The sequence below is a fragment of the Methylosinus sp. Sm6 genome (assembly GCF_019802345.1).
GTDB lineage: Bacteria > Pseudomonadota > Alphaproteobacteria > Rhizobiales > Beijerinckiaceae > Methylosinus.
In genome coordinates this window covers 39207-52301 of sequence record NZ_JAINDZ010000031.1, presented here as the reverse complement: position 1 = coordinate 52301, position 13095 = coordinate 39207, and the positions used below count along the sequence as shown (strand labels likewise).

Here is a 13095-nt window from a genome sequence, read left to right as displayed (position 1 = left end):
TGCGTGTCTTGCGGTCGACGACGGCGATGAAATTCGCATTGCGCGCGTCGAAGATCAGATTGTCCGGGGCAAAGCGCTGGTCGCCGTCGTCGAACCAATGATTGGGGCCGACCGGCTTCAGACTGTTGACATGCAGATAGTCGGGATTTTTGGAGCTCTTGATCAGCTTCAATTCGTCCGGCGCGAAGCCGATCTCGTCGATGTGATCGGACGCGGCCCAGGTCCAGGCGATCTCTCCCTCCGGATCGACCTCATAGGCGACGTCGTCCAGCACTTGCGGCGCGGAGAATCCGGGCAGAGGATAAGAGAGATTGGAAAGAACCAGCGTGTTGCCGTTGGGCAGCCGGGCGATGTCGTGATGTTGATGCGCGCGGCCGTCGGGCGCGGATTTGCCGAAGCTCCACAGCGGCGCTCCGCTCCAATCGACCTCGCCGACCGTCTTGCGAATGCGGGTCTGCGCACGCCCCGGCGCGAGATCCGTTCCCTTGCCCTCTTCGCTCTCCAGCGTGACGAAGACATGTCCGCGCGCGCCGCCGACGAGCGCCGGATCGATGAAGGCGACCGGCTGGCCCGAAAACTTCCACTCGTGGACGACCGCGCCGGTGAGATCGATGAGACGCGAGACATCGTCGCCGCCCGTGAAGAGGACATAGGAGCTATGAGCGCGCGCCGGATCGTAGATCGTCGTTCCGGTGGGAAAGACGCTCGGTTCGGCGCAGGCTTTCGTCGCCGCCGAAGCGACGACGCAGGCGAAAATCGTAGAGATCAGGGGTTTGGTCGACCTGAGACGCGTCTCGGCCATGTGAGCCTCCCGCACTGCCGCGATAATAGGCGCTTTTATCATATCCAAATGATATGATAAATGGTGCGTCCGAAGATTTTTCCACCGAGATTATCGTGTCGAAACGCCCTCCCTCGAGAGAAATATCGACTTATCAGCTAAGGATTATGCATGACTTTTTGCTGCGAACCATGCGAGCGCCGAGCCTTTCGGCGCAGGGACGAAGAGGCTGATGGCAAACGATTCCCGCCGAGGCAGTCCCCCGGGCGCGCAGCGAGCGCCCACATGGACGATCGGCGCCGCCGCGGAGTCGGCGCAATGAGCGGCTTTTCTGCAGACTGGCTCGATTTGCGCGAAGGCGCCGACCATCGCGCCCGCAGCGTCGAACTGCGCGACGCCGTCGGCGCGATGTTCGAAGCGCGGAGCCATGTCGAGATCGTCGACCTCGCCTGCGGCGCGGGCTCCAATCTGCGCGGCCTCGCATCGGTCCTTCCGGCAAGTCAGAGATGGCGCCTCGTCGATCACGATCTCGCGCTGCTCGAGGCCGCGCGCAGCCGGCTCGCCGCCTGGGGCGACCGCGTCGAAAGCCGAGTTCCGTTCGTCATCCTGCACAATGGACGGCGCATCCTCGTCGAGTTCCGCCTCGCCGATCTCGCCTCGGGGGCGGAGGCCGCGCTGGATGGGCGGATCGATCTCGTGACCGCGGCCGCGTTCTTCGATCTGGTTTCGCCGGACTGGATCGCGCGTTTCGCCCGAGCGCTCGCCACGCGCGGCGTGCCGCTCTACGCCGCTCTCACCTATGACGGAGACGAACGCTGGACCCCGGCGCATGCACAGGACGCGGCCATGCTGGCGGCGTTCCACGCTCATCAGGGCAGGGACAAGGGCTTCGGCCCGGCCGCCGGCCCGCGCGCCGCGACGATCCTGCGAGAGGCGTTGGAGGCGCAAGGCTATCTTGTCTCCCGCGCCGCCAGTCCGTGGCGGCTCGGCGCAGACGACGCGCCGCTGATCGACGCGCTCGCGGACGGCGCGGCGCAGGCCGTCCTTCAAACCGGTTTGTCGCCGGCTGAAACGATCGGCGATTGGCGCGCGCAGAGGCGCAGCGCGTGCCGGATCGGCCATGTCGACCTCCTCGCCCGGCCGCCGAGCGGCGCCCGATAAATCCACTTGTTAGATCGGATAAACGAATTATACCTCGGGCATGTTGTTCGCTCGATTGGGAGGCTGCGTGTCGGTTCCATCTGTTTCACGAGGCGCGCCCGGGGCGGCGCGCATCGACGTCGAGCGCGCGATCGCCGAGATTCGCGCGGGTCGGCCGGTCATCCTCCGCGATGCCGCGGCGTGCGCGCTCGTCGTCGCCGTCGATGCGCTGGACGCCGCGCTCGCCACGCTGCTGCCGCCTGCGACGACGCGGCTCGCGCTGACGGCGCCGCGGCTGCGGCGCCTCGGCGTAGCGACGCGGGAAGCCGGCGCCCTCGCATTCGCCGAACTCGATCTCGATCGGCTGGCGACGCTCGCCGTCGATCCAGACGCCCGCCTCGCCGAACCCCTGCACGCCGCGACCTCCTCCGAGCGAGGCGCGCTGGAACTGATGCGGCTCGCGCAAGCGCTGCCCGCGGCGATCGTCGCCGAGACGCCGGCGGCGGAGGGCGCCTTCGCCGGACTGCTCGGCGTCGAACTGGCGGATGTGACCGCCTATCGCAGGGACTGCGCGGCGGCGCTGCGCATCGTCTCGCGGGCGAGCGTGCCGCTCGACGGCGCGGCCGACGCCGAATTCGTCGTGTTCCGCGGCGGCGAAGGTCTGCGCGACCAGACGGCGATCATCATCGGCAAGCCGGATTTCGCCGAGCCGGTTTCCGTCCGGCTGCATTCGGCTTGCCTCACCGGCGATCTGTTCGGCAGCCTCAAATGCGATTGCGGCGACCAATTGCGCCATGCGGCGCGCCATTTCGCCGAGAACGGCGGCGGCGTGCTGCTCTATCTCGATCAGGAAGGCCGCGGCAATGGACTCGGCAACAAGATCCTAGCCTATGACCTCCAGGCCCATGGCTTCGACACCTATGACGCCGACGAGGCGCTCGGCTTCGAGCAGGACGGCCGCCGCTTCGAATTCGCCGCCGCCATGCTGAAGGCCCTGGGCGCGCAACGTGTGCGGCTGCTGACGAATAATCCCGAGAAGATCGCCGCGCTCGGCGCCGCCGGTCTCGAAGTCGTCGCCGATCAGCGCGTCATGGGACGGCGCAATGCGCATAACGAGCGCTATCTCGCCGCCAAGCGCGACAAAGCCGGCCATCTCATCGATCTCGACCGCGCTCCGCGCGCGAACGGCCGCGCCCGCTCCCTCGCCGACCCTTCGCCCTTGTGACGGGGCGCCGGCGAAGGCCGACGCCGCAAACGAGTATTGATTAATCCTATCGATATTATATAATATAATCGGAAGCAGCGCGCAGCTGCCGAGCCCGCGGGCGCGGCCGGTCGAAACGCGCCGCGACCAAACCCAGACATTTCATCTGCGGCGCACCCAGCGCTCGGCGCCTCGTCGGCGCGCGTCTCGAAGGAAACATCGGACCCATGAAGAGTCTCATCTTTCTGCACCGCTGGATCGGCGTCGTGCTGGCGCTGTTCATGCTCGTCTGGTTCTCCACCGGACTCGTCATCGCCTTCCTGGCCGCGCCGCCGATCACCCGCGCGCAGCAGCTCGCCCATGCCGAGAGCCTCGCGCCGGAGGCGAGCTGGCTCTCGCTCGGCGATGCGCTCGCGGCGCGCGCGCTCGGCGGGCGACACGAGCAGGAGGACGGCGTTATCGTCGAAGGTCGGCTTGTTCGCGTCGCCGGCGCGCCGGCTTGGCTGATCGAGAACCAATTCGGACGGCGCTCCGCCATTTCGGCGCTGGATGGCGCGCCTATCGTCTTCTCCCCCGAGCAAGCGCGTCGCATCGCCGATCTCTGGGCCGAGGGCGCCGATCTCGTCTACAGCGGCGCCGAAGAGGCGCCGGTCGGCGTTCGCAACGCTGAAGCACTGCGGCCCTTCCATCGTTTCGCAGCCCCGGACAGCCGAGAGATCGTCGTCTCCGCGCGCACCGGCGAGGTCGTGCAATCCGCGACGCGCGGCGAGCGCGCTCTGATCTACGCCGGCAATTGGCTTCATCTCTTCCGCTGGCTCGACCTCGTCGGCGCCGGCGACTATCGCCGCGCGGCGCTGTCTTGGGCCGGCTTCTTCGCGGCCGCCGCCGCGCTCACCGGCGTCATTCTCGGCTTCGTGAAATGGAGGCCCGGCTTCTTCGGCCGCCCGACCTATTCGCGCGGCCGCACGCAGCCCTATCGCGAGTTCTTTTTCGCCTATCATTTCTGGGCCGGACTAATCGGCGGCGTCTTCGCCCTCTCATGGGCGGCGAGCGGCTTCTTCTCCACCAATCCCGGGCAAATCTTCTCGCAGCCGACGCCGAGTCCCGACGAGATCGCGCGCTATCGCGCCGTCGGGGGGCCCGACGCGATGGCGAGCGCAACATCCGCCGGCGTCGCGGCGCTGGCGCCGGAAACGGTCGCTCTGTCCTGGAGCCGCATCGGCGACGACGCCGTTCTTCTCGCCGTCTCGCGTGACGGAGAGCGGCGCGCCCTCGAGACGGGACGAACCAAAGCGGCTTTCGGCGAAGACGCCCTCGCCGCCGCCGCGGCGCGCCTCGCCGGAACGGCGCCGATCTCCGGCCGCGAGCTGCTGATCGACTACGACAGCTATTACTACCCCAATCATCACCAGTCGCGGATCGACAAGCCGCTTCCGGTCCTGCGCGTGGACCTCGCGGACGCCGGCCGCAGCTCGCTCTACATCGATCCGGTCGACGGCCGCCTGCTGGCCAAGATCGATGCGAGCCGGCGCGTCTATCGCTGGCTCTATTCCGCCGTCCACCATTGGGATTTCGGCCCGTTCCGAGATCATTGGCTGTGGAACGGCTGGATGGCGCTGTGGGTGTTCTTCGGCCTCGCTCTGTCGACCACCGCGGTCGTGCTCGCCTGGCGGCGCCTGCGCCGCAGCATCCCGCAAAGGGAGCGGCGCGCGCTCGCAGCGCAGAAGGCTTGATCGACCGGCCTGCGACGTCAGCCCCCTATTCGCGCGGAGTTGCAAAATGAGTTCCGATGTCGGCGACGTCGCCCAGGCGCCACACGCTTTCGAGCTCGCCCTGCGGCGCATGGTGAAACGAAAAATCGCATCGCGCGTCGCGCTCGTCGCGCTGCTCGCCGGCGCAATCTTCACGGCATGGCGCTATTATTCGACCGACGCCGTCCGAACGCCGCCGGCCGGCGCGCGCGGACCAGCGACGACCGTCGCGGCGGCGGAGGTGATGCGCGGCGATTTTCCCGTCGTCGTCTCGGCGCTCGGCACGGTGACGGCCACCGCGACGGCCGTCGTCAAGCCGCAAGTCTCCGGGCCCTTGCTGAAGGTGCGGTACACGGAAGGGCAGGAGGTCGCAGCGGGAGACATATTGGCCGAGATCGATCCGCGCCCTTTCGAGCTCGCATTGGCGCAGGCGGAGGGCCAGCTGCAAAAAGACGAGGCGCTGCTCAGAAACGCCGAGCGCGATCTCGCCCGTTACGAATCTTTACGCAACAAGATCAAGGATGGCGTTTCCGGACAGCAGCTCGACACGCAGAAGGCGCTGATCGGGCAATATCGCGCGGCGGTCGACATCGACCGCGCGCTGGTCGGTCGGGCACGGCTCGATCTCGACTATACGCATATCGCCGCGCCGATCGGCGGCCGTATCGGTCTGCGCCAGGTCGATCCCGGCAACATCGTGCAGACGAGCGATCCCAATGGCGTCGCCGTGGTGACCCGCATCTCGCCGATCACAGTGATCTTCAGCCTGCCGGAGGCGAAGCTGCAGAGCGTGCTGAAGCGCTTCCGCTTCGGCGAGAAGCTCGCCGTCGTCGCTTATGACCACGATCGCGCCGAGCAGATCGCGCGCGGCGCGCTCTATGCGATCGACAATCAGATCGACGCCTCCTCCGGAACCGTGCGTCTGCGTGCGGAATTCGCCAATGACGACGAGTCTCTCTACCCCAATCAATTCGTCAACGCCGAATTGACCGTCGAGACATTGAAAGGCGTCGTCCTCGCTCCCGCCGCCGCGCTGCAGCGCGGCGCAAAGGGACCTTTCGTCTATGCGCTCGACGACGACGAAAAGGTCGCCGTGCGTTCGGTCCGCCTCGGCCCCAGCGACGGCGAGCGGGCGGTGATCGAAAGCGGCTTGGAGCCCGGCCAGCGAGTCGTGGTGGAAGGCGTCGATCGCCTGCGCGACGGCGCCAAGGTCGTCGTGACCCGACCGCCGAAGGGCGGGCCTTCCAATGTCGGCGAGCCGGCCGCGGGCAAGCGCAAGGAGGCGCCGGCGGAGCGCCGCGCCGAAAAGACCGAGGCGCGATGAGCGCCTTCGATATCTCGCGTCCCTTCATCGAGCGGCCGGTCGCGACCACTTTGACGATGGCGGCGATCTTTCTCGCCGGGCTCATCGGCTTTCGCCTTCTTCCCGTTGCGGCGCTGCCGCAGATCGATTATCCGACGATCGAGGTCCGCACCTTCTATCCCGGCGCCAGTCCCGACGTCGTCGCCGCGACGATCACGGCGCCGCTCGAGCGCCAGCTCGGACAGACGCCCGGCCTCACCGAAATCGCCTCGACGAGCTCGGGCGGCGCTTCGATCATCACCTTGCAATTCAGCCTGAAACTGTCGCTCGACGCCGCCGAGCAGCAGGTGCAGGCGGCGATCAACGCGGCCGCGAGCTTTCTGCCGACCGATCTGCCGGCGCCGCCGGTCTACGCCAAGATCAATCCGGCCGACGCGCCGGTTCTGACGCTGGCGCTGCGCTCGAAGACCATGCCTTTGACGCAAGTGCAGGATCTCGCCGACAGCCGCGTCGCGCAAAAAATCTCACAGCTCTCGGGCGTCGGACTGGTGAGCGTCTCGGGCGGCCATCGCCCGGCCGTCGTGGTGCGCGCCGATACGGCGAAGCTCGCCGCGCATAATCTCTCGCTCGAAGATCTGCGCGCGACGATCTCCAACGCCAATGTCAATCTGCCGAAGGGAACCATCGACGGGCGTAGCCGCCAATTCGCCATCGACGCCAATGATCAGCTGCAGAGCGCGCATGACTATGAAGGGCTCGTCGTCGCCTATCGCGCCGGCGGCCCGGTGCGTCTGCAGGATGTGGCGGAGGTGACCGACGGCTCGGAGAATCGCGAGCTCGGCGCCTTTACCGATCTCGAGCCCGCGATCATCGTCGATGTGAAGCGGCAGCCCGGCGCCAATGTCGTCGCCGTCGTCGATCAGATAAAGGCGCTGCTGCCCGCGCTCGCCGCCTCGCTTCCAGCCACGGTGGATCTCGTCGTCCTCACCGATCGAACGACGGCTATTCGCGCCTCTATTCACGACGTCGAAATGGAGCTTCTCTTCTCCATCGCGCTCGTCGTCGCCGTGATCTTCCTGTTTCTGCGCAGCCCGCGCGCCACGATCATTCCGAGCGTCGCCGTTCCCTTGTCGCTGATCGGCGCCTTCGCCGTGATGTATCTGCTCGGCTACAGCCTCAATAATCTCACGCTGATGGCGCTGACGATCGCCACCGGCTTCGTCGTCGACGACGCCATCGTCATGATCGAGAACATCTCCCGCTATATCGAACGCGGCGAGACGCCGCTCGCCGCCGCCCTCATCGGCGCGCGCGAGATCGGCTTCACCATTGTCTCGCTCACCATCTCGCTCATCGCCGTCCTGATCCCGCTCTTGTTCATGAGCGATGTCGTCGGGCGTCTGTTTCGCGAATTCGCAGTGACCCTCTCGGTCACCATCGTGATCTCGGCGATCGTGTCGTTGACGCTGGCGCCCATGCTGTGCGCCAAGCTGCTGACGGCGCGCGACGCCCATGCGCATGATGCGAAGGACATGCACGACTGGTTCGATCGCCTGAGCGACGCCTATGCCGTCGCCCTGCGCTTCGTGCTCGCCCACTCCCGCACGACGCTCTCCGTGTTCGCCGCGACGCTGGCGCTGACCGGCGTCCTCTACGTGACGATCCCGAAGGGGTTTTTCCCGACGCAGGACACCGGCCTCGTGCAAGGCTTCTTCGAGGGCGGACAGTCGCTCAATTACGAGGCGATGACGCGCAAGCAGCTCGATCTCGTCGCGCTGCTGCTCGAGGATCCGGCCGTCGGAAATGTCTCGTCCTTCCTCGGCGTGGACGGCGTCAATCGCACGCTCGACAGCGCGCGCTTGCTGATCAAGCTGAAGCCGAAAGCCGAGCGCTCCGGCGCGATCGCGGCCATCACACGGAGATTGCAGGATGCGGCGCGATTGCGCGCCGTCGGCGCGCTCTATCTGCAGCCCGCGCAAGATCTCGCGATCGATTCCGGCGTGAGCCGCGGCGAATTCCATTTCGCTCTGCAGGACGCCAATCCCGCCGAGCTCGCCGATTATGCGCGCCGCCTGGTCGACGATTTGTCCCATGCTCCGGCGCTGCGTGACGTCGCCAGCAGCGCGCGCGACGGCGGCAATGCGCTGTTCGTCGAGATCGACCGTGAAAAGGCGGCGCGATACGGGGTCGGCGTCGCGACGATCGACAACATCCTCTACGACGCCTTCGGTCAACGCATCGTCTCGACGCTGTTCACGCAGACCAGTCAATATCGTGTGATTCTCGAGGCGGCGACGCGCGCGCGGTCGGGGCGCGAGACGCTCGCGGAATTGCGCGTGCCGACCAATGGCGGCCGGCAGACGCCGCTCGATACCTTCGTCTCCGTCAGCGAGATCGCGGCGCCCCTCTCCATCGATCATCTCGCGCAATTTCCGGCGACGACGATCTCCTTCAATCTCGCTCCCGGCTATTCGCTCGGCGCCGCCATGGAGGCGTTGCGAACCGCCCAGGCGTCCATCGGAACGCCGGCCAGCGTCATCACCGTGTTCCAGGGCGCGACGCACGCCTTCAACGCTTCGTCGGTCAGCACGCTGCTGCTCATTCTCGCGGCGATCGTCACCGTCTATATCGTGCTCGGCGTGCTCTATGAGAGCTACATCCATCCCCTGACGATTCTCTCGACACTGCCCTCGGCCGGCATCGGCGCCTTGCTCGCGTTGATGCTGGCCGGCGACGATCTCGGCGTGATCGGAATCATCGGCGTCATCCTCCTCATCGGCATCGTCAAGAAAAATGCGATCATGATGATCGACTTTGCGTTGCAGGCGGAGCGGGACGAAGGCCTCGCGCCACGCGAGGCGATCTACAGAGCCTGCATTCTCCGCTTCCGGCCGATATTGATGACGACGCTCGCAGCGCTGCTCGGCGCGCTGCCCCTGCTGCTCGGCTCCGGCGAAGGCGCGGAGCTGCGCCAGCCGCTCGGCGCATCGATCGTCGGCGGGCTGATCTTCAGCCAGATCCTCACGCTGTTCACGACGCCGGTGATCTATCTCGCATTCGACGGATGGACGAAATCCGCTTCTCTCCGCGTCGGGCATGCGAAGGAGCGCGAAGCGGCATGAGCATCACCGCGGCGGCCATCGCCCGTCCCGTGGCCACGAGCCTCTTGACGCTGGGCGTCGTGCTCGCCGGCCTCTCCGCCTCGCTCCTTCTGCCGAGAGCGCCGATTCCCAATATCGACTTTCCGGTGATCGGAATAACCGCGTCGATGCCGGGCGCGAGCCCGGAGACCATGGCGGCCTCGGTGGCGACGCCTCTGGAGCGCCGTCTCGGACAGATCGCCGGCGTAACGGAAATGACGTCGTCGAGTTCGCTCGGCTCGACGCGCATCTCGCTCCAATTCGATCTCGACCGCAATATCGACGGCGCACAACGCGACATTCAAGCGGCGATCGCGGCGGCGCGCGCCGATCTTCCGCAGGCGCTGCGCAATAACCCGACCTTTCGTACCTCGAATCCGGCCGAAGTCCCGATCGTGATCTTGGCCCTGTTCTCGGATCGGCTGACCTCGGGGCAGTTGTTCGAGGTCGCCTCCAATGTTCTGCAGCAGAAATATGCGCAGATCGAGGGTGTGGGCGAGGTCTCGGTCGGCGGCGCGGCTCTGCCGGCGGTGCGGGTCGAGCTCGATGCGCCGGCGCTGTATGCGCATGGCGTCTCGCTCGAGGATGTACGCGCCGCGCTGCATGCCGCCAATTTCAACGGACCGAAGGGCTTCATCGACGAGCGCGACCGGCGTCTGACGCTCTACGCCAATGATCAGTCACGCAGGGCGGCCGACTATGAGGGTCTCGTCGTCGCCTATCGCAGCGGCGCCGCCGTGAAGTTGAAGGACATCGCCGATGTCGTCGATTCGGTCGAGGACGTCCGCAACCATGGACTCAGCAATGGCCGGACCGCCGTGCAGATTCGCATCTATCGGCAGCCGGGCGCCAATTTCATCGAGGTCGTCGACCGCATCAGGGCTTTGACAGCGCCGCTGGCGGCCGCTCTGCCGGCGGATGTGGAGCTGCGCATCGTGCAGGACCGGACCCTGACCATTCGCGCATCTCTCCACGAGATCGAGTCGACGCTATTCTTCACGGTTCTGCTCGTCGTGTTCATCGTTTTCCTATCGCTGCGGGACGCCCGCGCGACCGCTCCGGCGAGCCTCTGCGTTCCCGTCTCGCTGATCGGCGCCTTGGGCGCGATGTATCTCCTCGACTACAGCCTCGATAATCTGTCGCTCATGGCGCTGACCATCGCCACGGGCTTCATCGTCGACGACGCCATCGTCGTCGTCGAGAATATTGCGCGTCGGATCGAAGCGGGCGAACCGCCCCGCGCCGCAGCGCTGACGGGCGCCCGCGAGGTCGCGCCGACGGTGTTGTCGATGAGCCTCTCGCTGGTCGCGGTGTTTCTGCCGATCTTGTTCATGGGCGGCATCATCGGCCGAATGATGCGTGAATTCGCCATGACCTTGTCGGTTGCGATCCTCGTTTCGCTGATTTTGTCGGTCAGCGTGACGCCGATGCTGTGCTCACGCATCCTGCGCGGCCACGCCGGGCCTCCGCAATTCTTCTTGCTGCGGTGGAGCGAGCGCGCCTTTTCGGCGCTGCATCACGCTTATGTGCGCACGCTCGACGTCGCGCTGGCGCGGCCGGGCGTCACATTCGCGACGCTCCTCGCGACGATCCTTCTCAATTTCCATTTGCTCCAAATCGTTCCCAAAGGCTTTTTCCCCATTCAGGATTCGGGACGAATGCGCGGCGCGATCGTCGCCGATCAGAGCATATCTTTCGCGGCGATGAAGGAGAAGCTCGTGCAATTCGTCGCGATCCTCGAAGCCGATCCGGGAGTCGAGTCGGCGTCCGCCGTGATCGGCGGCAGCTTCGGGCCCGGCGGCCCGGTCAATATCGCCGACATGCTCGTGACCTTGAAGCCCCTCGACGAGCGCAAGGCGTCCGCCGACGAGATCATGGCGCGTCTGCGTCCGAAGTTCGCGCGTGTCGGCGGCGCGAGCCTGTTTCTGCAATCGGTGCAGGACATCCGCATGGGCGGGCGAACCGGCAATGCGATGTTTCAATATACGCTGCTCTCCGACGATCTCGAGCAATTGCGCACATTCGTTCCGCTCATCGTAGAGGCGCTGCGACGCGACAAGACGCTTCTCGACGTGAGCTCGGATCAGCAGGACAAGGGCCTTCGCCACAGCATCGTCATGGATCGCTCCAAAGCGGCGCGTTTCGGCCTTCCTGCGAGCGCGATCGACAACACGCTCTTCGACGCCTACGGGCAGCGACAGGTTTCGACGATCTATGAGCCGCTCAACCAATATCATGTGGTGATGGAGGTCGCTCCAAAATTTCAAGGGACCGGGGAATCGCTCGACAATCTCTACATCGGCGCAGACGCCGCTGCGGCGCGGCGTGTGTTCTCCCCGCGCGCTTCGACGAGCGCGAGCGGCGCCGTCAACAGCGCGCCGGCGCCGATGATTCCGCTGTCGTCGCTCGCGCGTTTCGATGACGGCGTGACGCCGCTGCAAGTCAATCATCAGGGCCATTTCGCCGCGATCACCATCTCTTTCAATCTGGCCGACGGCAAGTCGCTGGGCGACGCCGCGAGCGTGATCGCCGAAGCGATCGCCAAATCCGGCGCGCCCGGCTCGATCCAAGGCGTCTTCTCCGGCAACGCCGCCGGCTATCAGAACGCGCTCGCCAATCAACCCTTGATGATCGCGGCCGCTCTGACCGTGGTCTACATCGTGCTCGGCATCCTCTATGAGAGCTTCCTGCATCCGCTGACGATTCTGTCGACGCTTCCGTCGGCCGGCGTCGGGGCTTTTCTCGCGCTGCTCGGCTGCGGAACGGAGCTCAGCATCATCGCCATGATCGGCGTGCTCCTGCTCATCGGCGTCGTGAAGAAGAACGCCATCATCCTGGTCGATTTCGCGCTCGACGCGGAACGGCGGCGCGGGTTGTCGCCCGAGGCGGCGATACGTGAAGCCTGCCGCACGCGCTTTCGTCCGATTCTCATCACAACTCTGGTCGCATTGTTCGGCGCCCTGCCGCTCGCGATCGGCTCGGGGGAGGGCGCCGAAATGCGCCGTCCTCTCGGGATCGCCATCGTCGGAGGACTGCTCGTCAGCCAGATATTGACGCTCTACACCACGCCTGTGGTGTTCTTGTATGTCGACCGGCTGAGAAAGATGTTCGGACGCCGACCCGCGCGGCTCTAATACGCCGGACAGGTCAGCGTAAGGCTATCGTCTCGCTGCTGGCTCTGTTGCGCAGCGAGGCGATGCTCGTGCGATCGAGAACGAGGGCAATCGATTCACGAACGTCGAGCAAGATGGCGGGAATTGCGCAGGCGCCTCGTCGGGACAGTTCGCGCATCGTTGATTGGCGGTCTCGCTGGCGCGGGCGATGGAAGGTGCGAGCTTTTTTGCGAAGCCCGACGCGAAAGCTGTGGCCGGGCGCGACGCGAGTTATAGGCTTAATAAAACCGTGCGGGATCCTCAGGGGCCGAAGGCTCAAAGGCGGGCGTGGCCATGCTCTCATGGAATAGGGAGCGCCGCGAGCGACCGGCGAGGGCGTGGAAAAGCGCCTTCTGCTGACTAATATATAGCTACTATATATGGTTATGCGTTGACTTGGGCGCGGGATCGCATATCCTCGCTCCTGCGCATGAAGGGCGTCGCCACGGCAATCGCGACATTCCTTTGCGATGTGCGGACTCCAAAGTGGGAAAAACGCGATGGCGTCGAAGCATTTGTCGCTAGCGATTCTCGGCGTGGCCGCATTGATCTGGACGCCGCCCGCTGCGGACGCACACACATCCCAATCTCGCGCCGAGATGAATGAGCGGTCTTCGACGACGG

Annotated in this window: 7 protein-coding genes; 6 read left to right on the top strand and 1 reads right to left on the bottom strand. The window is 65.7% G+C overall.

What is annotated here, in order from left to right; all coding sequences use genetic code 11:
- Window positions 1-802 (bottom strand): aryl-sulfate sulfotransferase (locus K3F48_RS18235; RefSeq protein WP_222576854.1); only part of this gene is annotated, 802 nt, incomplete at its 3' end.
- 297 nt (window positions 803-1099) lie between these two features.
- Here K3F48_RS18235 and K3F48_RS18230 point away from each other — a divergent pair.
- The 6 genes from K3F48_RS18230 to K3F48_RS18205 all read left to right on the top strand — a co-directional run bounded on the left by K3F48_RS18230 (window position 1100) and on the right by K3F48_RS18205 (window position 12453).
- Window positions 1100-1942 (top strand): class I SAM-dependent methyltransferase, encoded by an 843-nt coding sequence (locus K3F48_RS18230; RefSeq protein WP_222576853.1) that lies wholly within the window; start codon window positions 1100-1102, stop codon window positions 1940-1942.
- A gap of 67 nt (window positions 1943-2009) precedes the next feature.
- Window positions 2010-3146, top strand: a complete 1137-nt coding sequence (ribA, locus tag K3F48_RS18225; protein WP_222576852.1) for a GTP cyclohydrolase II RibA — start codon at window positions 2010-2012, stop codon at window positions 3144-3146.
- 206 nt (window positions 3147-3352) lie between these two features.
- Entirely contained in the window at window positions 3353-4858 is a 1506-nt protein-coding gene (locus K3F48_RS18220) for a PepSY domain-containing protein (protein ID WP_222576851.1), read from the top strand.
- 46 nt (window positions 4859-4904) lie between these two features.
- Window positions 4905-6200 carry an MdtA/MuxA family multidrug efflux RND transporter periplasmic adaptor subunit gene (locus K3F48_RS18215; protein ID WP_222576850.1) on the top strand — a complete coding sequence of 432 codons (1296 nt, stop codon included), beginning with the start codon at window positions 4905-4907 and terminating at the stop codon, window positions 6198-6200.
- A complete protein-coding gene (locus tag K3F48_RS18210) occupies window positions 6197-9301 on the top strand; it encodes an efflux RND transporter permease subunit (RefSeq protein ID WP_222576849.1) in 3105 nt (1034 codons plus the stop codon). The genes K3F48_RS18215 and K3F48_RS18210 overlap by 4 nt, the downstream gene beginning before the upstream one ends.
- Complete coding sequence (locus tag K3F48_RS18205) at window positions 9298-12453, top strand: efflux RND transporter permease subunit (protein ID WP_222576848.1); 3156 nt, start codon at window positions 9298-9300, stop codon at window positions 12451-12453. Before K3F48_RS18210 ends, K3F48_RS18205 begins: the two co-directional genes overlap by 4 nt.
- Window positions 12454-13095 lie beyond the last annotated feature (642 nt).

What these genes read in the sequence shown, in the direction of transcription:
- K3F48_RS18230 (WP_222576853.1), top strand. Translation starts at nt 1,100, where the DNA reads ATGAGCGGCTTTTCTGCAGACTGGCTCGATTTGCGCGAAGGCGCCGAC.
- K3F48_RS18220 (WP_222576851.1), top strand. Translation starts at nt 3,353, where the DNA reads ATGAAGAGTCTCATCTTTCTGCACCGCTGGATCGGCGTCGTGCTGGCG.
- K3F48_RS18215 (WP_222576850.1), top strand. Translation starts at nt 4,905, where the DNA reads ATGAGTTCCGATGTCGGCGACGTCGCCCAGGCGCCACACGCTTTCGAG.
- K3F48_RS18210 (WP_222576849.1), top strand. Translation starts at nt 6,197, where the DNA reads ATGAGCGCCTTCGATATCTCGCGTCCCTTCATCGAGCGGCCGGTCGCG.
- K3F48_RS18205 (WP_222576848.1), top strand. Translation starts at nt 9,298, where the DNA reads ATGAGCATCACCGCGGCGGCCATCGCCCGTCCCGTGGCCACGAGCCTC.